This window comes from Streptomyces sp. NPDC047706 (genome assembly GCF_043204795.1).
Taxonomy (GTDB): Bacteria; Actinomycetota; Actinomycetes; order Streptomycetales; family Streptomycetaceae; genus Streptomyces.
Map to the genome: position 1 here is coordinate 29,120 of NZ_JBIDCW010000031.1, position 21,722 is coordinate 50,841.

At 71.9% G+C, this 21,722-nt stretch carries 18 protein-coding genes and 1 pseudogene; 9 read left to right on the forward strand and 10 right to left on the reverse strand.

The annotated features are described in order from the left end of the window. Positions 1-143: 143 nt before the first annotated feature. Positions 144-1,109 (reverse strand): DUF3048 domain-containing protein, encoded by a 966-nt coding sequence (locus ACGF8A_RS29610; RefSeq protein ID WP_393113276.1) that lies wholly within the window; start codon positions 1,107-1,109, stop codon positions 144-146. A 266-nt stretch (positions 1,110-1,375) separates the two neighbouring features. On the opposite strand from ACGF8A_RS29610, the gene ACGF8A_RS29615 reads away from it, so the two are divergent. Beyond that, the gene (locus tag ACGF8A_RS29615; RefSeq protein ID WP_393113277.1) at positions 1,376-2,566 is read left to right on the forward strand and encodes a zinc-dependent alcohol dehydrogenase; all 1,191 of its coding nucleotides are present in this window, start codon (positions 1,376-1,378) and stop codon (positions 2,564-2,566) included. A gap of 36 nt (positions 2,567-2,602) precedes the next feature. Here ACGF8A_RS29615 and ACGF8A_RS29620 read toward each other — a convergent pair whose 3' ends face one another. Beyond that, positions 2,603-3,673 (reverse strand): ATP-dependent DNA ligase, encoded by a 1,071-nt coding sequence (locus ACGF8A_RS29620; RefSeq protein WP_393113279.1) that lies wholly within the window; start codon positions 3,671-3,673, stop codon positions 2,603-2,605. Positions 3,674-3,762: 89 nt separating this feature from the next. Between ACGF8A_RS29620 and ligD the strand changes: the two genes are divergently transcribed. Then, on the forward strand, positions 3,763-4,785 hold the full coding sequence (gene ligD, locus ACGF8A_RS29625) for a non-homologous end-joining DNA ligase (protein WP_393113280.1): 1,023 nt from the start codon (positions 3,763-3,765) through the stop codon (positions 4,783-4,785). Positions 4,786-4,811: 26 nt separating this feature from the next. Here ligD and ACGF8A_RS29630 read toward each other — a convergent pair whose 3' ends face one another. Next, on the reverse strand, positions 4,812-7,004 hold the full coding sequence (locus tag ACGF8A_RS29630) for an OmpL47-type beta-barrel domain-containing protein (protein WP_393113330.1): 2,193 nt from the start codon (positions 7,002-7,004) through the stop codon (positions 4,812-4,814). 14 nt (positions 7,005-7,018) lie between these two features. Continuing rightward, the gene (locus ACGF8A_RS29635; protein ID WP_393113331.1) at positions 7,019-9,454 is read right to left on the reverse strand and encodes a ThuA domain-containing protein; all 2,436 of its coding nucleotides are present in this window, start codon (positions 9,452-9,454) and stop codon (positions 7,019-7,021) included. A 256-nt stretch (positions 9,455-9,710) separates the two neighbouring features. On the opposite strand from ACGF8A_RS29635, the gene ACGF8A_RS29640 reads away from it, so the two are divergent. Together ACGF8A_RS29640 and ACGF8A_RS29645 are read left to right on the forward strand one after the other, a co-directional pair. Next, entirely contained in the window at positions 9,711-10,787 is a 1,077-nt protein-coding gene (locus tag ACGF8A_RS29640; protein ID WP_393113281.1) for a multicopper oxidase domain-containing protein, read from the forward strand. A 109-nt stretch (positions 10,788-10,896) separates the two neighbouring features. Further along, positions 10,897-11,931, forward strand: a complete 1,035-nt coding sequence (locus ACGF8A_RS29645; RefSeq protein ID WP_393113282.1) for a LacI family DNA-binding transcriptional regulator — start codon at positions 10,897-10,899, stop codon at positions 11,929-11,931. Between the two features lie 80 nt (positions 11,932-12,011). On the opposite strand, the pseudogene ACGF8A_RS29650 reads toward ACGF8A_RS29645, so the two are convergent. After that, positions 12,012-12,796 (reverse strand): annotated as a pseudogene (locus ACGF8A_RS29650) (VOC family protein). A gap of 267 nt (positions 12,797-13,063) precedes the next feature. Between ACGF8A_RS29650 and ACGF8A_RS29655 the strand changes: the two are divergent. Next, positions 13,064-13,309, forward strand: coding sequence for a WhiB family transcriptional regulator (locus tag ACGF8A_RS29655; RefSeq protein WP_393113284.1), 246 nt, complete (start codon positions 13,064-13,066; stop codon positions 13,307-13,309). A gap of 96 nt (positions 13,310-13,405) precedes the next feature. Here ACGF8A_RS29655 and ACGF8A_RS29660 read toward each other — a convergent pair whose 3' ends face one another. The 4 genes from ACGF8A_RS29660 to ACGF8A_RS29675 all read right to left on the reverse strand — a co-directional run bounded on the left by ACGF8A_RS29660 (position 13,406) and on the right by ACGF8A_RS29675 (position 18,001). Continuing rightward, positions 13,406-14,380 (reverse strand): acyl-ACP desaturase, encoded by a 975-nt coding sequence (locus ACGF8A_RS29660; protein WP_393113285.1) that lies wholly within the window; start codon positions 14,378-14,380, stop codon positions 13,406-13,408. A 138-nt stretch (positions 14,381-14,518) separates the two neighbouring features. Continuing rightward, positions 14,519-15,295, reverse strand: a complete 777-nt coding sequence (gene ddaH, locus ACGF8A_RS29665; protein ID WP_393113286.1) for a dimethylargininase — start codon at positions 15,293-15,295, stop codon at positions 14,519-14,521. Between the two features lie 339 nt (positions 15,296-15,634). Then, positions 15,635-17,257, reverse strand: a complete 1,623-nt coding sequence (locus tag ACGF8A_RS29670; RefSeq protein ID WP_393113287.1) for an ABC-F family ATP-binding cassette domain-containing protein — start codon at positions 17,255-17,257, stop codon at positions 15,635-15,637. 327 nt (positions 17,258-17,584) lie between these two features. Continuing rightward, positions 17,585-18,001, reverse strand: coding sequence for an SsgA family sporulation/cell division regulator (locus ACGF8A_RS29675; RefSeq protein WP_393113289.1), 417 nt, complete (start codon positions 17,999-18,001; stop codon positions 17,585-17,587). Positions 18,002-18,231: 230 nt separating this feature from the next. Here ACGF8A_RS29675 and ACGF8A_RS29680 point away from each other — a divergent pair, with 230 nt between their 5' ends. From ACGF8A_RS29680 to mmpA, 3 genes are all read left to right on the forward strand, one after another. Next, on the forward strand, positions 18,232-18,555 hold the full coding sequence (locus tag ACGF8A_RS29680) for a plasmid stabilization protein (RefSeq protein ID WP_393113290.1): 324 nt from the start codon (positions 18,232-18,234) through the stop codon (positions 18,553-18,555). Positions 18,556-18,612: 57 nt separating this feature from the next. Continuing rightward, the gene (locus ACGF8A_RS29685) at positions 18,613-19,308 is read left to right on the forward strand and encodes an endonuclease V (protein WP_393113291.1); all 696 of its coding nucleotides are present in this window, start codon (positions 18,613-18,615) and stop codon (positions 19,306-19,308) included. A gap of 98 nt (positions 19,309-19,406) precedes the next feature. Beyond that, positions 19,407-19,553 (forward strand): morphogenic membrane protein MmpA, encoded by a 147-nt coding sequence (gene mmpA, locus ACGF8A_RS29690; protein ID WP_393113292.1) that lies wholly within the window; start codon positions 19,407-19,409, stop codon positions 19,551-19,553. A gap of 457 nt (positions 19,554-20,010) precedes the next feature. Here the strand turns inward: mmpA and ACGF8A_RS29695 are convergent, their stop codons facing one another. Then, positions 20,011-21,201: a saccharopine dehydrogenase family protein gene (locus ACGF8A_RS29695; protein ID WP_393113293.1), complete on the reverse strand. Its 1,191-nt coding sequence runs from the start codon at positions 21,199-21,201 to the stop codon at positions 20,011-20,013. Between the two features lie 91 nt (positions 21,202-21,292). On the opposite strand from ACGF8A_RS29695, the gene ACGF8A_RS29700 reads away from it, so the two are divergent. After that, on the forward strand, positions 21,293-21,673 hold the full coding sequence (locus tag ACGF8A_RS29700) for an MmcQ/YjbR family DNA-binding protein (protein WP_393113294.1): 381 nt from the start codon (positions 21,293-21,295) through the stop codon (positions 21,671-21,673). Positions 21,674-21,722 lie beyond the last annotated feature (49 nt).

Genomic DNA, 21,722 nt, shown 5'->3' on the forward strand with positions numbered 1-21,722 from the left:
CCGGACAGCCGCCGGGACCCAGGTCCCGGTTGGCCAGCACCAGCACGCCTGGCGAGCCGTCGGCGACCGCGTGCAGCGGCACGTTCACCGCGATGCCGGTGCTCCTGGCGAACCCGCGGAGCCTCTCCTCGGCCGGCCCTGACTCAGCCCTTGGCGAGCAGCACCCACACCTGGCCGTCGGCGAAGTTCAGCGGCTCGCCGCCGGGTGTGGTGAACCGTGTGCCGTCGCCCGGCTCCGGGCGCTTCCAGAGCGCGTCGTACGACTTCCCGTCGCGCAGCACCTGCGCCGTGCCCGCGCCGACGGTCTCGGTGTACGGGGTGTTGCTGCCCCGGGAGTCGAAGTAGCCCGAGGGGCGCATCCGCACGTACTGCACGACGACCGTCGCGGGTGCAGGCGGCTGCCCGTCGGTCGTCGCGGCGGCCGTTCCGTCCAGCGCGACCCGGTAGTGGCCGCGGCTCGCGTCCCAGGTGAAGGTGAAGCGGGCCGCCGGGTACCGGACGGTCCTGGTGGTCTCGGTCCGGCCACCGCCGGGGGCATCGCCGTACGTGAAGCCGGTCGTGAGGGCGGCCTCGCCGGGAGCGGCGGGCAGCAGCCGGTGCGGGCGCAGGTAGAGGTTGTGCGGGGCGGCCCGGCCGCTGTCGCGGGCGTAGGCGCCGGGGGTCCGCCCGGGGGGCTCGGCCCGCAGCGGGGCCCGGTCGACGAGCGGCAGCAGCTTGGTCTGCGCGCCGGAGAAGGCGAGGGTGGGGCGCTCGAACTGGCGCAACAGCTCCAGATCCGACTCACGGGCGCTGCGCACCGGGCCGACCGCCTTCGGCAGGCTGCTCGCGTACACCGCCAGCAAGCGGCTGAGCCCGCCCTCGACCTGCTCGACGTAGACGATGTCGGCCGCGCCGAGACCGGTGTGGGGCCGGGCCTTGGGCGCGTTGTCGACCTTCACGGCCAGCACGGGGCCCGCCCGCTGCGCACTTGGCGTCGGCGACGGCGAGGGCGCGGGTCCCGGCTCCGGCGCCCGCCCGTCGTCGTGCGGCCCGCCGCCGCCCGTGCAGCCCGCCAGGAGCGCGACCGCGGTCCCGGCGCCCACCAGGGCCACCACGGTCGCACGCCGCATGCGCGTTCTTCGTCCCCTGCCCTTGCCCACCGCCGCCACCCGACCAGTTCTGTGCTCTCGATTGTGCGCTTATCCGTTCATCATTGGCCATACCCGATCAGAACTGGCCTCTACTACGAATAAGCCGATCGCGCACGTCGGCTAGCCCGCCCGGCCCAGCGGGCGGACCGCCCCACGGGACGGCGGTTCGGCCCCGCCCCCTCGGGTACCCGGCCCGCACCGCAGTACCGGCAGACGCAGGCGTACGACGGAAGGGAGTGCGGGTGATGAGGGCTGTGACGTGGCAGGGGAAGCGGGACGTGCGGGTGGAGAACGTGCCCGACCCCCGGATCGAGGAGCCGACCGACGCCGTCATCCGCATCACCTCGACCGGGCTGTGCGGTTCCGACCTGCACCTGTACGAGGTGCTCACCCCCTTCATGACGCCGGGCGACATCCTCGGGCACGAGCCCATGGGCATCGTCGAGGAGGTCGGCCCCGGCGTACCGGACCTGGCGGTGGGCGACCGGGTCGTCGTGCCGTTCCAGATCGCGTGCGGAAACTGCTGGATGTGTCTCAACGCGCTGCCCACGCAGTGCGAGACCACCCAGGTGACCGGCGAGGGCATGGGCGCCGCACTGTTCGGCTACACCCGCCTGTACGGCGCGGTGCCGGGCGGACAGGCGGAGTACCTGCGCGTCCCGCAGGCCCAGTTTGGCCCGATCAAGGTGCCCGAGGGGCCGCCGGACGACCGGTTCCTGTACCTGTCCGACGTACTGCCCACCGCCTGGCAGGCGGTCGCGTACGCCGGCATTCCCGAGGGCGGCTCCGTCGCCGTGCTGGGGCTCGGCCCGATCGGTGACATGGCCTGCCGGGTCGCCCAGGTCCGGGGTGCCGGACGGGTGTTCGGCGTCGACCTGGTGCCCGACCGGCTGCGCCGGGCCGAGGCACGCGGCGTGCGGACGTACGACCTGCGGGCCTTCGACAACGAGAAGGAGCTCGTCGCCGCGATCCGCGACGAGACCGACGGGCGCGGCCCCGACGCCGTGATCGACGCGGTGGGCACCGAGGCGCACGGCAGCCTCGCCGCCCGGCTCGCCCAGCAGGCGTCCGCCATGCTGCCCCGCAAGCTCAGCGGCCCGCTCGCCGAGCGCTTCAGCATCGACCGGCTCGCCGCCCTGCACACCGCCATCGAGCTGGTACGCCGCGGCGGCACCCTCTCGCTCGTCGGCGTCTACGGCGGCATGGCCGACCCGCTGCCGATGCTCACCATGTTCGACAAGCAGCTCCAGATCCGGATGGGCCAGGCCAACGTCCGCCGCTGGGCCGACGAGATCCTGCCCTACCTGAGCGACGAGGACCCGCTCGGCGTCGACGACTTCGCCACGCACCGGCTGTCGCTGGACGAGGCGCCCCAGGCGTACGAGATGTTCCAGCACAAGCGGGACGGGGCCGTGAAGATCGTGATGCGGCCCTGAGTCCCGGGCCCGCGACCCGGCCGCGCCCCGGGTGCCTCACGCCTGCGGCGCGAAGATCTCCGCGAGGTCGTAGCGCACCGGCTCCTCCAGCTGCGCGTACGTGCAGCTCTCCGGCGTCCGGTCCGGCCGCCAGCGGCGGAAGCGGGCCGTGTGACGGAACCGCGCGCCGTTCTCCATGTGGTCGTACGCCACCTCGCACACCCGCTCCGGCCTGAGCGGCACCCAGGAGAGGTCCTTCTTGCCCGACCAGCGGCTCGGAGCCCCCGGCAGCCGGGCCGTCTCGTGCGCCGCCTCCTCGGCCCAGGCCGCCCACGGATGGCCCGTCACCTCGTCCAGGCGCAGCGGCTCCAGCTCCTCGATCAGCTCGGCGCGCCGCGCCATGGAGAAGGCTGCGGACACCCCGACGTGCTGGAGGGCGCCCTTGTCGTCGTACAGACCGAGCAGCAGCGAGCCGACCACGGGCCCGCTCTTGTGCAGCCGGTAGCCGGCCACGACGACGTCCGCCGTCCGCTCGTGCTTGACCTTGAACATCGCCCGCTCGTCCTGGAGATAGCGCAGCGTCAGCGGCTTGGCGACCACACCGTCCAGGCCCGCACCCTCGTACTGCTCGAACCACTGCCGCGCCACGTCGATGTCGGTCGTCGCCGGCGCCACGTGGACCGGGGCGGTCACCCCGGACAGCGCCATCACCAGCAGCGCGCGGCGATCGGCGAGCGGCACGTCCGTCAGCGACCGGTCGGCCAGCGCCAGCAGGTCGAAGGCGACGAAGGAGGCCGGCGTGCGCTCGGCCAGCGTCCGCACCCGCGAGGCGGCCGGGTGGATCCGCTCGGTGAGCGCGTCGAAGTCCAGCCGTCCCTCCCGGGCGATCACGATCTCCCCGTCCAGCACACAGCGCTCCGGCAGCCGCTCCGTGAGCGCCTCCACCAGCTCCGGGAAATACCTCGTCAGCGGCTTGGTGGTACGGCTGCCGATCTCCACCTCGGCGCCGTCGCGGAACACGATCGCCCGGAAGCCGTCCCACTTCGCCTCGTAGTGCATGCCCGGCGGGATCCTCGCCACGGACTTGGCGAGCATCGGCTTGACGGGCGGCATCACCGGCAGGTCCATGTTCCGACTCTAGGCGGACTCCGGATCCGCCGCCGTGCCGGGCGGACGCCCGGGTGCGAGTCGGGTGCGGTGCGCCTACCGTGGCTCGCATGGGTGACGCGGTGGAACTGGAGGCGGGCGGGCGGACCGTACGGCTGTCCAGTCCCGGCAAGGTGTTCTTCCCGGAGCGCGGGTTCACCAAGCTGGACCTCGCCCGGTACTACATCGCGGTGGGCCCCGGCATCCTGCGCGCCCTGCGCGACCGGCCCACCACCCTGGAGCGCTACCCCGAGGGCGTGACCGGCGAGTCCTTCTTCCAGAAGCGGGCCCCCAAGAACATGCCCGACTGGATCCCCACCGCCCACATCACCTTCCCCAGCGGCCGCAGCGCCGACGAGATGTGCCCCACCGAGGAGGCCGCCGTGCTGTGGGCCGCCCAGTACGGCACGCTCACCTTCCACCCGTGGCCGGTGCGCCGCGAGGACGTCGACAGCCCCGACGAGCTCCGCATCGACCTCGATCCGCAGCCCGGCACCGACTACGACGACGCGGTCCGCGCCGCCCACGAACTGCGCGCCGTCCTCGACGAGTTCGGCGGCCTGCGCGGCTTCCCCAAGACGTCCGGCGGCCGTGGCCTGCACGTCTTCGTGCCCATCGAGCCCCGCTGGACCTTCACCCAGGTCCGCCGCGCCGCCATCGCCGTCGGCCGCGAGATGGAACGCAGGATGCCCGAGCACGTCACGATCAAGTGGTGGAAGGAGGAGCGGGGCGAGAAGATCTTCATCGACTACAACCAGACCGCGCGCGACCGCACGATCGCCTCCGCCTACTCCGTACGGCCCCGCCCGCACGCCCCCGTCTCGGCGCCCCTGCGCTGGGAGGAGGTCGGGGTGGCCCACCCCCAGGACTTCGACCTCGCGACCATGCCCGCGCGCTTCGCCGAACTCGGCGATGTGCACGCCGACATGGACGACCGCCGCTACTCGCTGGACGCGCTGCTGGAACTCGCGAACAAGGACGAGCGCGAGCACGGGCTCGGCGATCTGCCGTACCCGCCCGAGTACCCGAAGATGCCCGGCGAGCCCAAGCGGGTACAGCCGAGCCGCGCGAAGAAGGGCGACCCCACGACGTAGGGCCGCCCCATGACTTCACCGACGGGTCACAGCTCCTTGATCCGGATGTCCCGGTAGGAGACCACGTCCGTCGTGCCGTGCACCTGGAGCCCGATGTAGCCGGAGGCGAACCGCCTCCCGTCCGTGCCCGGGTCGTCCGAGCGGGGCGGGGTGAAGTCCTGACCGCCGATGTTGTCGAACTCGTTGATCAGCTTGCCGTTGCGGTAGACCGAGTAGTGCTGGTCCACCACCCGGATCTCGTAGTCGTTCCATGTGCCCTTCTGGGTGACGCCCGCGCCCGCGAGTCCCACCCGGTCGAAGCCGTAGACCGACCCCGTCTTGTACATGTCGCCGACGGGCGAGTCGAACACCTGCACCTCGTGCCCGTACTTGATGGCGACCCACTCAGGCCGTGACTCCTCCGGGTGCTCATGGACGTACGGGAACCGCACGAACACCCCGGAGTTGGCGTTGCCGGTGCCGGGAGCGTCGTCACGCCACTGGAGCTTCAGCGAGAAGTCGCCGTACTTGCGCTGCGCGAACCACAGCATGCCCAGCCCGGCCCTGGTGGTGCCGCTGGTCATCGACCCGTCGGCGTTCAGCCCGAACGAACCACCGCCCACGTGCTGCCACTTGGCGAAGGAGGCCGCCGTGCCGTCGAACAGCGGGCGGTAGCCCTCCGTCTGGCCGGGCTTGCCGATGCCGGACTGACGGGCGGCCTTGTTGACGGCGTTGTACTCACGCCGGTCGACCACGCCGTCGGTGCGGAGCCCGTCGAGGACCGTCTTCACATGCTTGAGGAACAGCGCGTGGGAGGTCCACTCCTTCTCGTCCTCGATCAGCTCGTTGATCCGGCACCGGTTGCCGGTGAGCCGGTTCGGCACACCCGAGTCGACCGTGCCGACGATCACCGTCTCCCGCTCGTCGTACTCGGGACAGGGCGGCGCGGGCACGCCGCCGGGCACCACCGTGAAGCTCACGGTGCGCGCCGCGGAGGTGTTGCCCGCCTTGTCGGTCGCGCGGTACGCCACGGTGTGCGCGCCCGCCCGGTCCACGATCACGGGCGCGGTGTACGCGAGGTACGGCCCGCCGTCGAGCGAGTACTCGATGCTCGCGACCTCACCGTCGTCGGTGGCGCTGACGGTGACCTCGGCCGTGGCGACGTACGCCCCGTCGGAGTTGCGGGTGCCCTCGACGGTCACCCCCGTCACCGGCGGTGTCGTGTCCTGTGGCGGCGCGGCGACCACCGTGAAGTCGACGCTCTTCTCGGCCGCCACGTTGCCCGCCTTGTCGGTGGCGCGGTAGCGGACGGTGTGGGTGCCGGCCTGGTGCACCATCACGGGCTGGGCGTACGGCTGCCAGGCGCCGGACGCGCCGATCGCGTACTCGATCGTGTTGACGCCGGACCCGGTGTCGGACGCGGAGACGGTGACGGTCGCCATGTCGACATAGCTGCCGTCGGGGTTCCGCTCACCGCTGACCGCCGCCGAGGTCTCCGGCGGCGTCGTGTCGTCCGTCGGCGGTGGCACCACCGTGAACTCGGCGCTCCTCTCGGCGGACACGTTGCCCGCCTTGTCGAAGGCCCGGTAGCGGACCTTGTGGTCGCCGACCTGGTCGACGACGACCGGAGCCGTGTAAGGCAGCCAGGCGCCGGTGTCCCCGACGGCGTACTCGATCCGGTCGACGCCGGAGCCACCGGTCTCGTCGGTCGCGTGCAGCGCCACGCTCGCCGAGCCGACGTACTGGCCCTGCTGGTTCTGCGTGCCGCTGACGTGCGCCGACGCCTGCGGCGCGGTGGTGTCCTCGCCGCTGCCCTCGGTCACGGTCAGGATGCCCTGCATCATGCCGTGGCCCGGGATGGTGCAGTGGTAGAAGTACCGGCCCGGGGTGAGCGTGACCTCGGCGGTGTGCTTGCCGCCCTGGTCGTCGTTGGGGTTGGCGAGGATGTTGAGCTGGACGTCGCTGTTGAACTCCGGGTCGCTGGTCACGAACGTCAGCGTGTGCGGCATGCCGGTGGTGTTGCCGGTCGCCTCACTGTTCTCGAAGACGATCGTGGCCTGCCCCGCCACCGCCGTCGCGGGTGCCGAGGTGTACTTGTCGATGGCGTTGCCGGCCGTCCAGGTGAGGACCTGGGCGGCGGCCGCCCCGGTCTTCCCGCCGGACCGCTCGGGCTGCCCGGTGGCCGTCGCGGCCTGGATCCCGAGCACCATCAGGAGCGCGGCCAGCAGGGCCGCCCACATCCTTCGATGGCCTGTCACTGCTGTGCCCCCCTCGCCAGCTGACCGGCGGCCGGCGTCGGGCCGCCGCCCTGGTACGTCACGCGCCACAGCGCCGACTTGGCGTCCGAGGTGAAGAAGCCACGCCCGTAGTCGAGCACGTACAGCGCGCCGTCCGGACCGAACTTCCAGTCCATCAGGTTCTTGATGCCGTCGTTGCCGATCGGCACGATCTTCTTCAGCGACTCCGAGTGCACCGGCAGTCCGCCGTCACCCAGGGTCTTCGGATCCATCAGCACGGCGTTGCGCGGCTGGTCGGCGTCGTAGAAGTCGCCGACGAACCACTTGCCGTCCCAGTACGCCGGCCACCTGACCTCGCTGCCGGCCGAGACGTCCTCGGACCGGTACACCGGCCCGTTCATCGCGGCCTGCCCGCCGCCCTTGAGCCAGGGCAGCCGGTAGGTCGCCTCCTCCTGCTTGTAGGAGGGCACACCGTTCGCGTCACGCGGGAAGTCCGGGGCGCCACCTTGCGGCGAGTACCAGATGTTGTTCCCGGTGACCGGCGGCAGGTTCACGAGACCGTCGTTGTTCGGGGACTCGTTCTTCGGCTGGTCGCAGTCGTACCAGCCGAGCGGCTGCGACGGATCCGGCAGGTTGCGGTCCCGGTAGGGCTGCTGGTTGCCCATGCAGTACGGCCAGCCCCGGTTGCCCGCCTCGGTGATGGCGGCGAAGGTGTCGTACTTGGCCGGGCCCCAGGTCGTCGAGGGCGCCGAGGCGTCCGGGCCGACCCAGCCGGCGTACAGCACGTCCGTCTTCTTGTCGACGAAGATACGGGCCGGGTTCCTGACCCCCATCACATAGATCTCGCCGCGCGTCTTCCCGCCGCCCTCGTCGGTCTCGTCGCCGGTGAAGAGGTTGCCGTCCGGGAGGGTGTAGGTACCGTCCGGCTCCGGGTGGATGCGCAGGATCTTGCCGTTGAGGTTGTTGGTGTTGCCGGCGGTGCGGCGCGCGTCGGCGAAGGAGACACCCTTGTAGTTCGGCTCCGGGTTGTTGCCGGAGTAACCGCCGCTGAAGCCGCTGGAGTTGTTGTCGCCGGTCGCGATGTACAGGTTGCCCCGGGAGTCCCAGGCCATCCCGCCGCCGGCGTGGCAGCAGCTGTGGATCTGCACCGGCCAGTGCAGCAGCACCTTCTCGCTGTCCAGGTCCAGCTTGTTGGTGGCGAGGTCCAGCGTGAAGCGGGAGACCCGCCGCTCGGCCATCCTGGTGTCGCGGTCGATCTCCGAGTGCGGCGTGTAGTGCAGATACACCCAGCCGTTGTCCTCGAAGCGCGGGTCCAGCTCGATGCCTAGCAACCCCTCCTCGACCTTGACCAGTTCGTCGCCGCCGCCCTTGTTGCCGAAGACGGTGAGGGCTCCGGCCAGGGTGACCTGCCCGGTCTTCGGGTCGTAGACGTGGATCTCGCCCTTGCCCTTGCCGATGTCCGGGTTGTTCCAGTCGGTGACCACCGGCTGGGAGGAGTCGGCGCCGCCGCGGCCGATGTAGAGGACGCGGCCGTCGGGGGCGGTGACCAGACCGTGCGGTTCGCCGATCTGGTCGTTCAGGCCGGGCTGGTTGGCCTTGGTCAGCCGCTCGGCCTTGTAGTTGGCGTTGATCGTCGCCTTGCAGTCGGCCCGCGCGAGCCGGGTGGTCCACAGCAGGGCGCCGCGCAGATGCGCGCGGAAGTCGGTCTCGTCGTACGACGACACCGTGCCGCCCATGCCGGTGTAGAAGGAACGCCCGCCGTCGTAGTCGCGGCACCAGCTGATCGGGTGGTCCCAGCCGTTGGCGCTCGCGCCGGGCCGGTACGTCGACTCGCGCACCCGGGCCACCGTGTGCACCTCGCCGGACGGGTTCTTCACCCAGTTCGGCCACTGGTCGAAGCGCTTCCACTGGACCGGCAGGTCCTTGGTCGCCGGGTGCAGGCGGTCGCCCACCTCGACGGTGGCCCGCTGGACGGCCGCCGGGCTGTTCGGAGCCGGGCGGGCGCCGACGAGGCCGGTGAACCAGTCGGAGTACGGCTCCGCGCGAGCCGCGTCATGGATGCCGACGAAACCGCCGCCCGCCTCCATGTAGGCCTCCAGGCCCGCCTCCTGCTCCGGCTCCAGCACGTCGCCGCCGCCGGTCAGGAACACGACCGCGTTGTAACGGCCCAGCCTGGTGTCGTTGGTGAAGACCGAGGCGTCGTCCGTGGCCTCGGTCCGGAAGCGCTGGTTCGCGGGGCCGGTCAGGCCGATCCGCTCGATCGCCTCGATGCCGGCGTTCACCACCGGGGACTCGTCCCCGGCTGCCGCGGAGCCGTGGAAGACCAGCACGCGGACGTTGGCGCCGCCGGGCGGCGACTTGATGGACATCGTTGTCAGGGACGGGTCCGGGGCCGGGCGCGCACTCGCGGCGGAGCCCGAGAGCAGGCCCGCGGTGACTAATCCGGCGGTCAGGGCGGCCGTCCAGGCCCGCCGTGCGGTGCTCGGCCTTCTCGGCGGCCTTATGAAACGGATGGGTCTGTGGTGCGATGTGGACCGCATGTGGTCATCCACCCCTCGTCGGTCACAGCAACAGCGCCTAGAAGCTAGACCTCTTTGCTCGGTTCGCCAATAGGTATGACCGCGATGGAACGAACTTTGTCCTGGGTGTGGATAAACGCCGCCCGTCCCGCTACCGTCTCGAATCCCGTACCGGAGTGGGGAGTTCGGCATGGACAGACGTGGGTTCAACCGGCGGGTCCTCCTGGGTGGCGCCGCCGTCGGCGGTGCGGCCGTCGCGACATCGTTGTCCCTGGGCGCGGAGGCGACCGGCGCCGGCCGGACGACGGCGCGCACGGCCCCGGCCGGAGGCCAGGTCAGACACATCAAGCTCTACGCGGAGAAGCTCGCCGACGGGCAGCTCGGTTACGGCTTCGAGAAGGGCCGGGCGAGCATCCCGGGGCCCTTGATCGAGCTCAACGAGGGCGACACCCTGCACATCGAGTTCGAGAACACCACGGACGTGACGGCGAGCCTGCACGTGCACGGCCTGGACTACGAAATCACCAGTGACGGCACCAGGATGAACAAGAGCGATGTCGAACCGGGCGCCACCCGCACCTACACCTGGCGCACCCACGCCCCCGGCCGCCGCAAGGACGGCACCTGGCGGGCGGGGAGCGCGGGCTACTGGCACTACCACGACCACGTGGTGGGCACGGAACACGGCACCGGCGGGATCAGGAAGGGCCTCTACGGTCCGGTGATCGTCCGCCGCAAGGGCGACGTCCTGCCGGACCGCACCCACACGGTCGTCTTCAACGACCTGCTCATCAACAACAGGCCGCCACATACCGGGCCCGACTTCGAGGCCACCGTGGGCGATCGTGTCGAGTTCGTCGTGATCACGCACGGCGAGTACTACCACACCTTCCACATGCACGGTCACCGCTGGGCCGACAACCGCACCGGCATGCTGACGGGCCCCGACGACCCCAGCCAGGTCATCGACAACAAGATCGTGGGCCCGGCCGACTCCTTCGGCTTCCAGGTGATCGCGGGGGAGGGGGTGGGCGCCGGCGCGTGGATGTACCACTGCCATGTCCAGAGCCACTCGGACATGGGGATGGTGGGGCTGTTCCTGGTGAAGAAGACGGACGGGACGATTCCCGGGTACGAACCGCACCACCCGCACGACTCCCGCACGGCCGACGGTGCGCGCGCGGAGGGCGCGAAGGACGCCGAGGGCGCGAAGGGTGACGCAGGGGCGGCGGGAGCCGAGGGCGCTCACGGGGCGCACCACCACTGAGCGGGGGCTCACCGGCACGGAAAGGGGGCGCGTACCCGTGGTGAGCGCTCCCTCCCATGCCCTGGCGTGCGGTTATCCTGATCGGCAAACGCCGGTGAGGAGTCCCGAAGTGTCCGAGGCAGTGTCACGTCCCACGCTGGAGGCCGTGGCCGCGCGGGCCGGGGTGTCGCGGGCCACCGTCTCACGGGTCGTCAACGGCGGGGACGGGGTGCGGGAGCCGCTGATCGAGCGGGTCCGGCGGGCCGTCGAGGAACTCGGGTACGTACCCAACCAGGCGGCCCGCAGCCTGGTGACGAAACGCCACGACGCCGTGGCCGTCGTCATCGCCGAGCCGGAGACCCGAGTCTTCGCCGACCCCTACTTCGCGCTCCAACTCCGCGGTATCAGCAAGGAACTGACCGCGCACGACAACCAGCTGGTCCTGCTCCTCACCGAGGGCCGCGACGACCACGCCCGTGTCGGCCGCTATCTCGCGGGCGGACACGTCGACGGGGCACTGGTGTTCTCCCTGCACCTCGACGACGCCCTGCCCGCCCTGATCCGGCGCGCCGGCGTCCCGACCGTGTTCGGCGGCCGGCCGGACTGGAGCGACGGCGAGGACGGTGCCGTGTACGTCGACAGCGACAACCGGGGCGGCGCCCGCGAGGCCGTACGGCATCTCGTGGCCCTCGGCCGCCGGCGCGTCGCACACATCGCCGGGGCCCTGGACCAGACCTCGGCGGTGGACCGGCTCGACGGCTTCCGGGACGTGTTGCCGGACGCCGACCCGCGGCTGGTCGCCGAGGGTGACTTCACCCCGGCCGGGGGTGAGCGGGCCATGCGTGAACTCCTCGGCCGCTGTCCCGACCTGGACGCCGTGTTCGCCGGCAACGACCTCATGGCGTCCGGCGCCCTGCGCGTACTGCGGGAGGCCGGGCGGCGGGTGCCGGACGACGTGGCCGTGGTCGGCTTCGACGACATGCTGCCGATCGCCGAGCAGACCGACCCGCCGCTCACGACGGTCCGTCAGGACATAGAGGAGATGGGCCGTCTGATGGCCCGGCTCCTCCTCGGCCGCCTGCGCACGGGGCGGGGCGAGTCGGAGGCGGACCCGGAGCCCGGTGTCGTCCTGTCGACGACCCTCGTACGCCGCACCTCCGCGTAGCGGGCGGGGCGGGGCTCCGGCGGGCTGCGGGGGAGGCCGGAGGCCGGCAGGCATGTGGACAGGTCCCCGGGCGCGGGGGCTCAGCTCTGCGGCGCGGCGCTCCTGAGCACCGCGAAACGGGCGCCGTTCGGGTCGGTCAGTTCGGCGACGCGGCCGACGTCGGGCAGGTCCCTGGGCTCCACCCGGACCGTGCCGCCCAGCTCGCGCGCCCGGCCCACCGCGGCGTCCGTGTCCGTGACCTCGAAGTAGGGCAGCCAGCAGGCGGTGTCCTCCGACGGGTCGTCGGGCAGCGGGACCAGGCCGCCGAACATGGTGTCCTCGTCCTCCCCGGCCGGATTGACGCAGGTGTACGAGGCTCCTGGGAAGCTGACCGCCGGCGTCTCCCAGCCGAGCAGCGTGTGGTAATAGCCGGCGGCCGCCGCGATGTCCGGCGTGTACAGCTCCAGCCAGCACAGCGCGCCGGGCTCGTTCAGCACGTCCACGCCTTCGGTCCTGCCCGGCTGCCAGATGCCGAACGGCACACTCTGCTGGTCGGAAAGGATCGCCATGTGTCCCTCGCCCATCACGTCCACGGGCTCCACCAGCACCCGCCCGCGCGTCTGCCGGGCCGCCTCGGCGGTGGCATGCGCGTCCGGGCTGTGGAAGTACACCGTCCACGACGGCGGACCCTCTTCGCCGGTGGTCCGCATCCCGCCCGCCACGGTCCTGCCGTCCAGCTGGAAGAAGCCGTAGCCCCGGCCCCGGGCCCCGCCGACCGGAACTGCCAGCCGAACAGACCGCCGTAGAAGTGGATGGCGCCGTCGATGTCGGAGGTCGAGACGTCGATCCAGATCGGAGCGCCGTGGACGAAGCGCGTGGTGAGCATCGCTGCCTCCCCAGAAGAGCCCGCCGCCGTCACTGCCGAGTCTTGCACCGCCCACCGGCGGTCGCGTGCCGGACCGCGCCCGCCGAACGCGCTCGTGACGGCCACCGTCGGTGACGAGCGGGATCTTCGGCGTTCGCCGCCACTCCCGCGCGCCGTCGTGCGCCGCGCCCGGCCGCGCGGGCATCATCGGGTCGGCCGGCGGGCCCCGGGCGTGGCGTTGAGCGCGCGTTGATCGAACGTTTTTCGCCCTTCGGCACGCTCTGAGCCATGCACTTCGAAACCAGCACCCCCGCGAACACCGCCTGGCAGGCCGAGGCCCTGTGCGCACAGACCGGGGCGGACTTCTTCTTTCCCGAGCCGGGCAGCTCGGTTCGTGAGGCGAAGCGCATCTGCGGCCTGTGCGAGATGCGCACCGCCTGCCTCGACCACGCCCTGGCGAACGACGAGCGCTTCGGCGTCTGGGGCGGCCTGTCCGAGAAGGAACGCCTCCAGCTCCGCCGTACCGCCTACTGACCGGCGGCATGGCCCCGAGGCCGCGCGGAGCCCCGCCGGGGCTCGGCACCGCGGGGGCTGCCGGTCGGCGACCCGGCAACCCCCGCCCGGGGTGGGTCAGGCCGCCCCGCGCGCCGCCATCCGCGCCTTGCGCGCCGCCAGCTTCTCGTCGAACTTCAGCGCCTCCGCGTCCAGCCCGTTCATGAACAGTCCGAGCTCCTCCTGGGCCTTGAGGCCCTCGGGGCCGAGCCCGTCGATCTCCAGGATCCGCAGGAAGCGCAGCACGGGCTGGAGCACGTCGTCGTGGTGGATGCGCAGGTTGTAGACCTCGCCGATGGCCATCTGCGCGGCGGCCCGCTCGAAGCCGGGCATACCGTGGCCGGGCATGCGGAAGTTGACGACGACGTCCCGCACCGCCTGCATGGTCAGGTCGGGCGCGAGTTCGAAGGCCGCCTTCAGCAGGTTCCGGTAGAAGACCATGTGCAGGTTCTCGTCCGTCGCGATCCGCGCCAGCATCCGGTCGCAGACCGGGTCACCCGACTGGTGGCCGGTGTTGCGGTGCGAGATACGGGTCGCGAGCTCCTGGAAGGCGACATAGGCGACCGAGTGCAGCATCGAGTGCCGGTTGTCCGACTCGAAGCCCTCACTCATGTGCGACATCCGGAACTGCTCCAGCTTGTCCGGGTCCACCGCGCGCGAGGTCAGCAGGTAGTCCCGCATCACGATGCCGTGCCGGCCCTCCTCGGCGGTCCAGCGGTGCACCCAGGTGCCCCAGGCGCCGTCGCGGCCGAAGAGGGAGGCGATCTCGTGGTGGTAGCTGGGCAGGTTGTCCTCGGTCAGCAGATTGACGATCAGCGCGATCCGGCCGATCTCGGTGACCTTGGACTGGTCCTTCTGCCAGGCCTCGCCGTCCTCGAAGAGGCCCGGGAAGTTCCGCCCGTCGGTCCACGGCACGTACTCGTGCGGCATCCAGTCCTTGGCCACCTTCAGGTGGCGGTTCAGTTCCTTCTCGACCACTTCCTCCAGGGCGTACAGCAGCCGGGCGTCGGTCCAGACGGAAGGGCTGCCGAGGTGCGGAGAGGTGATCGTCACGGGTACTCCAGGGGGACGTGGGACAAAGAGAGTCGGACCGGCGAGCGGCGCGCCGGAACCTACGGGATCGTAGGCTACGAATCCGTAGGTTACGAAGACGTAGGTTAAGCGCGCTGTAAAGACCCCTGTTCAGGCCCACTAGGCATACAGCTCCCGGAGCCGCACCGAGAGGCATGTCACACAGCCTTCGAGCTTTTCGAACTCGCTGATGTCCACGACGACCGGCGTGTAGCCGAGGTCCGTGAACAGCTCCGCGGTCTTCGGGGCGCTGGCGGCCATGAGCAGCTCGTCGCCGCCGAGCAGCACCACATGGGAGCCGGAGGCCTCCGGCACGTGCAGGAAACGCCCGAACAGGGACGGCGCGTCCATCAGCGGGATGTGCCCGATCACGGTCCCGTCGGGCAGGGCCGTGACGGCGGACTTCAGATGCAGCACCTTGCTGACCGGCACGGCGACCACACGTGCCCCCAGCGGTTCGAAGGCCGCCCGCAGTTGCCGCAGGCCGGCGGCGTTGGTGCGCCCGCCCCGGCCGACGTAGACCGTGTCGCCGATCTTCAGCACGTCACCGCCGTCGAGCGTGCCGGGCTCCCAGATCCAGTTCACCGAGCAGCCCAGACGGGCGACGACCTCCTCGACGCCCGCGGTCTCGTCCCGCCGGGACTCGGCGCCGGAGCGCGCGATCAGGGCGACGTTCTTGTACATGACCACCGTGTCCTCGACGAACACGGCATCCGGGCAGTCGTCGGCCGGTTCGACCTCGACGGTCTCCCAGCCGTGCGTGCGCAGCGCCTCCGCGTACGCCTCCCACTGCCGGTCCGCGAGCTCGGCATCGGCCTTCTCCCGCTGGATGTGCGTCACCAGGCCATCGGTGAGGCGCGGGCCGGGGCGACGGATCAGGGCCTTCTTGCTGGGCACGTGCGGTCTCCGTATCGGATGGGGCGGTCCTGCCGTCCGGTTACCCGGGTGTGGCCGAAACCTGTCGGACCGGGCGACATCATGCAGCGACATTGTCGGAGACGACAGCCCCGTAGTCCCGCACCTACGCCGCCACCCCGCGCGAGTACGCACCGGTGACGCACCCGCCGCAGCCCGGCAGACCGGTCACGGCGCGCGGCCGGCGGCTCGTTCGGCCGGCGCCGCGACTCGGCCGTGACCCCGCCGAACACGGCGGACGACGTCCCCGCATCCCGAAAGGCCGGTGAACACGGTCAGCCGGCCTTTCGGGATGCGGGGGACCCGCTCGTGCGCCCGAAGTCAGGCGGGATACCCGACAGCCTCCGGTGTGGTTTCCCTGAGTCCTCCGTCCAGCAGCAGCCACCGCGTGATCCCGATCGACTCCAGGAACGGCAGGTCGTGGCTGGCCACGATCAGCGCCCCCTCGTACGACTCCAGGGCCGTCGTGAGCTGCCGCACGCTCGCGATGTCCAGGTTGTTCGTCGGCTCGTCCAGCATCAGCAGCTGCGGAGCGGGCTCCGCGAGCATCAGCGCGGCCAGGGTCGCGCGGAAACGCTCGCCGCCGGACAGCGTGGCCGCCTGCTGGTCGGCACGGGCGCCCCGGAAGAGGAAGCGGGCCAGCTGCGCCCGGATCCGGTTGTCGGTGGCGCCCGGCGCGAACCGGGCGACGTTCTGGGCGACCGTCAGCCCGCCGTCGAGGACGTCCAGCCGCTGCGGCAGGAGGCGCAGCGGCACATGCGCCGTGGCCTCGCCGGACACCGGCGCCAGTTCTCCGGCGACGGTGCGCAGCAGCGTGGTCTTGCCCGCGCCGTTGCGCCCGACCAGCGCGATCCGCTCGGGGCCGTACAGGTCGAAGCCGCCGTCGACACTCGCGCCGTACGCGAGCCGAAGGTCCCGCAGGGTGAGCACGCTCCGGCCCTGCGGCACGGCCGTGTACGGCAGGTCGACGCGGATCTCGTCGTCGTCCCGCACGGCGTCCGCGGCCTCGTCGAGCCGCTCCCTGGCCTCGGCGAGCTTCTCCTCGTGCATGATGCGGTGCTTGCCCGCCGAGACCTCCGCCGCCCGCTTGCGCGCCCCCATGACGATCTTCGGCTCGCGTTTCTGCTCGAACATCTTCTGGCCGTACCGCTTGCGGCGGGCGAGCTTGACCTGGGCGTCGGCCAGTTCGCGCTTCTGCTTGCGGAAGTCCGCCTCGGCGACCCGCACCATCCGCTCGGCCGCCTCCTGCTCGATCCGCAGGGCCTCCTGGTACGCCGAGAAGTTCCCGCCGTACCAGGTGATCTCCCCGGAGCGCAGATCGGCGATCTGGTCGACCAGTTCGAGCAGTTCGCGGTCGTGGCTGACCACCACCATGACGCCCGGCCAGGACGCGACGGCCGCGTACAGCCGTCTGCGCGCGTACAGGTCGAGGTTGTTGGTGGGCTCGTCCAGCAGCAGCACGTCCGGCCGGCGCAGCAGCAGCGCGGCCAGCCGCAGCAGGACGGACTCGCCGCCGGAGATCTCACCGACGGTGCGGTCCAGCTCGACATGGCCGAGGCCGAGTTCGCCGAGGGTGGCCAGGGCGCGCTCCTCGACGTCCCAGTCGTCGCCGAGGGCCTCGAAGTGCTCCTCGGCCGCGTCACCGGCCTCGATGGCGTGCAGGGCGGCGCGCCGGGCGGCGATGCCGAGGGCCTCGTCGACGCGCAGGGCGGTGTCCAGGGTGACGTTCTGCGGGAGGTGGCCCACCTCGCCCGCGACGCGGACCGCGCCGTCGGCCGGGGTGAGGTCGCCGGCGATCAGTTTCAGCAGGGTCGACTTTCCCGACCCGTTGACGCCGACGAGCCCGGTGCGGCCGGGGCCGAAGGAGGCGTCGAGGCCGTCGAGGACGCCGGTGCCGTCGGGCCAGGCGAAGGAGAGGGACGTACAGGTGATCGAAGTATGCATGCGGGCCTCGCGGTTGCTTGATCCGTTCAGGGGCAACGCGTGTCGAGACACCGGAAGGCGGCGACCACCGCTCGGGCCGTGGCTGGGCCCAGGGGTGTGGGGAACGGGAGAAGCCCTGCTCCGCAAGGACGGCTCGAACGCCGAGGTCGCACGCGGCGTGCACACCGGGCAGGTGTGACGCGGTGTCTCAGGACCTCAGAGGAGCAACGTCCTTCTCCAATCGGCGGCAACAGGACCGTTCAAAAAGCTACGAGGGGCGCCGGTGCCTGTCAACGGATTAACGCGCGTCCGCTTCCAGGGCTCACCGGCACATCGAGGGGGAGCGGGTCAGCAGGCGTCCCGCATCAGCTCCGCCAGGTCGTGGTCGAGGTCGAGGTAGGCGTGCTCCAGGCCTTCGGGCACCAGCGTGCGTGTCGCCTGCAGGAACTGGCGCAGTTCGCCCGAGCGGACGTGCACGACGGCCGCGCCCTCGGGTGCGTGGAACTCCAGCACCGTCCGGTCGTAGCCGTACGGGCGCACCCGCACGTCGCCGTGGCCCACGGGCCCGTGCATCCCGGCGGCGAGAAGCTCGCGGGAGAAGGTCCAGCAGACCTCCTCGCCCTCCAGCGTGGCCTGTGCCGGGAAGGTCATCCGGATCGCGAACGGATCCGTCAGGTCATAGGTCAGCGTCGCCGGGATGTTCGGCATCCGCGGCGCGGCGGCGACGAGGCGCGCCTCGACTGACTGCTCGATGACGGTGGACATCGCCTTGCTCCCTTGTGACGGCCGGACGGACGACCGGCGACGCGGCCGGGCATGGGGTGAGACGACGGAATCCGCGCGTCCGTGCACCCGCGCGGAGTGATGTCCGTCACCGTGCTCCGAATCCAGGGGGAGCCGGGTCGCCCGTCTGGAGAGCTGACCGCGCCCTGTTTGTCGTATTCACCCACGATGGGGGTACTCGTTCGCCCGACGTCGAGAGGAAGTGAGCGGACATGCCAAGCGGTTCGAGCCCCAAACGAGAACGGCAGTACGAGCACATCAAGAAGAGTGCTCAGGACCGCGGTGAGAGCACGGGGCGCGCCAAGGAGATCGCGGCCCGCACGGTGAACAAGGAACGCGCACGGTCCGGCGAGTCGAAGACGGCAAGCCGTACGTCCATCCAGGACATGTCGTCCGGCAAGCGGGGCGGCCAGAGGTCCGGCAAGGGCTCTCGGGGCCCGACCTACGACCAGCTGTACGCGGAGGCCAAGCGGCGCAACATCCACGGTCGTTCGGACATGAACAAGCAGCAGCTGCAGCGCGCGCTCGACAAGTGACCCGGCCCCGGGCGGCCCGGTCCGCGGGCTGCCCGGCCCCGTACCCTCGTCCTCACCATGACGACGACCGTGCGCATCCCCCCAGGCTGGCCCACCACCGAGGAACGGGCCCGCGCCGTCCAGGACGAGTTGCGCCGCCAGGTGGTGCTCGACGAACCCGGGCCACCGCCCGGCACGGGCCACGTCACCGGCGTCGACGTCGCCTACGACGACGAGCGTGACGTGGTGGCCGCCGCGGCCGTCGTGCTGGACGCTGCCACCCTCGGCGTCGTCGCCGAGACCACCGCAGTCGGGCGGATCTCCTTCCCGTACGTGCCCGGACTGCTCGCCTTCCGCGAGATCCCCACCGTCCTGGCCGCCCTCGACGCCCTGCCCTGCCCGCCCGGCCTGGTGGTCTGCGACGGCTACGGGCTGGCCCACCCGCGCCGCTTCGGGCTCGCCAGCCACCTCGGCGTCCTCGCCGGCCTCCCCACGATCGGCGTCGCGAAGAACCCGTTCACCTTCACCTGTGCCGACCCGGCACCCGCGCGCGGGTCGTCGTCCCCGCTCCTGGCCGGCGCGGAGGAGGTGGGCCGCGCCCTGCGCACCCAGGAGGGCGTCAAGCCGGTCTACGTGTCCGTCGGGCACCGCGTCGACCTGGACACGGCCTGCGCCCACGTCCTGCGCCTCAGCACGCGGTACCGCCTGCCGGAGTCCACCCGCCTCGCCGACTCCCTGTGCCGCCGCGCGCTGCGTGAGGCGACCGCGGACTGAGTCCGCGTCGTACGTGAGTACGTGGCCGCCCGGAGTCCGGCAGGCTCTGAGTACACGTACGGATGCCGGCGCGCCGTCAGGATCGGCAGGCTGGCCCCATGACGACGCACCGTGCCCCCGAGCCCCTCGCCCACCGCGGCCGCCCTGTCGAGCGCGCCGTGACATCGGCCCTGATCCTCGCCGTACTGGCCGGCCTCGCCTGGCTCGGCGGAATGATCTACACGCTGGCACAGTGGTCGCTGTAGCCCGCGTCAGGTGCCTGCGGACGGCGCGGGGGGCCTGCGGCTCGCGCCGCCTCCCGGGACCGGCGGCTCGCGCCGTGGCTGCAAAGGGGCGCCTCGCCATCCGGACCGCCGGGACGGCGCCGCCGTCACCGTGACTGCCGAAGCGGTGCCCCGCCATCGGGGCGGCGGAGTCAGCGCCTCGCCACCAGGGCTGCCGAAGCGGCCCTCCCGCCCCCGGGCTGCCGAAGCGGCCCTCCCGCCAGGGTTGCCGAAGCGGCCCTCCCGCCCCCGGGCTGCCGAAGCGGCCCTCCCGCCAGGGTTGCCGAAGCGGCCCTCCCGCCCCCGGGCTGCCGAAGCGGTGCCCCCGCCATCGGGGCGGCGGAGTCAGCGCCTCGCCACCAGGGCTGCCGAAGCGGCCCTCCCGCCCCGGGCTGCCGAAGCGGCGCCCCCGTCGTCGGGATCCCCGTCCCCGCCGCGGCTATCGGCTCGCCGCCACCCGGAACGTGATGCCCGCCGCGCGGAGGCGTTCCAGCAGGGCGTCGCCCATCGCCGTCGCCGTGGTGACCTGGCCGGCGGTCGGTGGCAGGTCGTCGAAGGCCAGGGACAGTGCCCCCTCGGCGAACATCTTCGCCGTCTCGCCGTAACCGGGGTCGCCGCCCGCGACCTCGGTGAACACCTTCCGCCCGCCGCCCTCGCCCACGAAGCGCACGGAGAACCAGCTCTTCGCGCGCTTCTCCGCGCTCGGCCCCTCGCCGGGCTTGAGCCGGGCGGACAGCCAGCGCCTGGCGGGCGGCAGTTGGGCCGCCGTCGCGAGCGCGCCCAGCGCCGCGACCCCGCCCACCGCGACCGGCAGCCGCCGTACGGCGGCGTAGTGCCGGTAGCGGAAGTCGGGGCCGTAGCGCTCGAGCGCCCTGGCCGACCGGCGCACGATCTGCGGGTCGATGGTCGGCAGCGGCAGTGCCCAGGCGCGCACCTCGGGGACGAACCGCGGCGCGGCCGCCGGGGTCGTGGCCCGCCGGCCCACCAGGCGCGGCTCGTGCCGGTGGCGTTCCCGGGCCGCGGCGACCATCTGCCGGGGCCGCGCGAACTGGTTCAGCGCGGAGGCGAACGTTCCGCCCGAGAAGGTGGCGTCCACCGTCACGAACCCGTCCACCGTCAGCGGCACGCCCTCGGGGAGCTGCTGGACGGTGTAGTACACGCCCAGGTCGTGCGGCACCGAGTCGAATCCGGCCGCGTGCACCAGCCGGGCGCCGGTCTCCCGCGCGCGTGCGTCGTGCCGGACGTACGTCAGGTCGACGAACTCGGGCTCACCCGACAGGTCAAGGCAGTCCGTGCCGTTGTCCGCGCAGGCGGCGACGAGTTCCTCGCCGTACGTCACATAGGGGCCCACCGTCGTGGCCACCACCCGCGCCTGCTCGGCGAGCCGGCGCAGCGACGCCGGGTCGGTCACGTCGGCCCGCAGCACCGCGATCTCCGCCCCTTGCGGACACCGCTCCCGCAGTCGCTCGCGCAGCCGGGCCAGTTGCAGTTCGCTCCGGCCTGCGACGGCCCAGCGCAGGTCCTTCGGGGCGTGCTCGGCGAGGTACTCGGCCGTCAGCGTCCCCACGAAACCCGTGGCTCCGAAGAGCACGATGTCGTACGGACGGTCAGCCCTGGACGGCTTGCTCATGACACCCCTCGCTTCCGCAGCCCGCGCCGCTGTCGGTGGCTGAGGCTAGCGTGAGCAGTGCGGAGCCCGAAGACGAGCCCGGAGGTCGACGGTGGCGGTGCCCAGGAACGCCCTGAAGAAGTGGGAGAAAGCGCGCGAGTTCGCGCTCGGCCTGCCCGGTGCCGCCGAGGAGTTCCCCTGGGGCGAGTCCGTCGCCAAGGTCAACAAGAAGGTGTTCGTGTTCCTGGGCGTCAGCGACGGCAGCTGTCCGATGGGCGTCACCGTCAAGCTCAAGGACGGCACCAGCCACGCCCATGCCCTGACCGCCTCCGGCGCCGAGCCCGCAGGCTACGGCCTGGGCAGGTCCGGCTGGGTGCGGATCCCGGTGGAGCCGAAGGACGCCCCGGCCGCGGAGCTCCTGTGCGACTGGGTGGAGGAGAGCTACCGCGTCGTCGCCCCCGAGCGGCTGATAGCGCAGCTGGACACACGCTGACGCCGCACCGGCGTGGTGGTGCCGCCGAACGCCTGGCACCCTATGTCTA

Excerpts from the sequence above, each read along its gene's own strand:
- ACGF8A_RS29680 (WP_393113290.1), top strand. The coding sequence starts at position 18,232 with ATGCCAAGCGGTTCGAGCCCCAAACGAGAACGGCAGTACGAGCACATC.
- ACGF8A_RS29670 (WP_393113287.1), bottom strand. The coding sequence starts at position 17,257 with ATGCATACTTCGATCACCTGTACGTCCCTCTCCTTCGCCTGGCCCGAC.
- ACGF8A_RS29655 (WP_393113284.1), top strand. The coding sequence starts at position 13,064 with ATGCACTTCGAAACCAGCACCCCCGCGAACACCGCCTGGCAGGCCGAG.
- ACGF8A_RS29685 (WP_393113291.1), top strand. The coding sequence starts at position 18,613 with ATGACGACGACCGTGCGCATCCCCCCAGGCTGGCCCACCACCGAGGAA.
- ACGF8A_RS29615 (WP_393113277.1), top strand. The coding sequence starts at position 1,376 with ATGAGGGCTGTGACGTGGCAGGGGAAGCGGGACGTGCGGGTGGAGAAC.
- ACGF8A_RS29610 (WP_393113276.1), bottom strand. The coding sequence starts at position 1,109 with ATGCGGCGTGCGACCGTGGTGGCCCTGGTGGGCGCCGGGACCGCGGTC.
- ACGF8A_RS29620 (WP_393113279.1), bottom strand. The coding sequence starts at position 3,673 with ATGGACCTGCCGGTGATGCCGCCCGTCAAGCCGATGCTCGCCAAGTCC.
- ACGF8A_RS29630 (WP_393113330.1), bottom strand. The coding sequence starts at position 7,004 with ATGTGGGCGGCCCTGCTGGCCGCGCTCCTGATGGTGCTCGGGATCCAG.
- ACGF8A_RS29695 (WP_393113293.1), bottom strand. The coding sequence starts at position 21,201 with ATGAGCAAGCCGTCCAGGGCTGACCGTCCGTACGACATCGTGCTCTTC.
- ACGF8A_RS29640 (WP_393113281.1), top strand. The coding sequence starts at position 9,711 with ATGGACAGACGTGGGTTCAACCGGCGGGTCCTCCTGGGTGGCGCCGCC.
- mmpA (WP_393113292.1), top strand. The coding sequence starts at position 19,407 with ATGACGACGCACCGTGCCCCCGAGCCCCTCGCCCACCGCGGCCGCCCT.
- ligD (WP_393113280.1), top strand. The coding sequence starts at position 3,763 with ATGGGTGACGCGGTGGAACTGGAGGCGGGCGGGCGGACCGTACGGCTG.
- ACGF8A_RS29675 (WP_393113289.1), bottom strand. The coding sequence starts at position 18,001 with ATGTCCACCGTCATCGAGCAGTCAGTCGAGGCGCGCCTCGTCGCCGCC.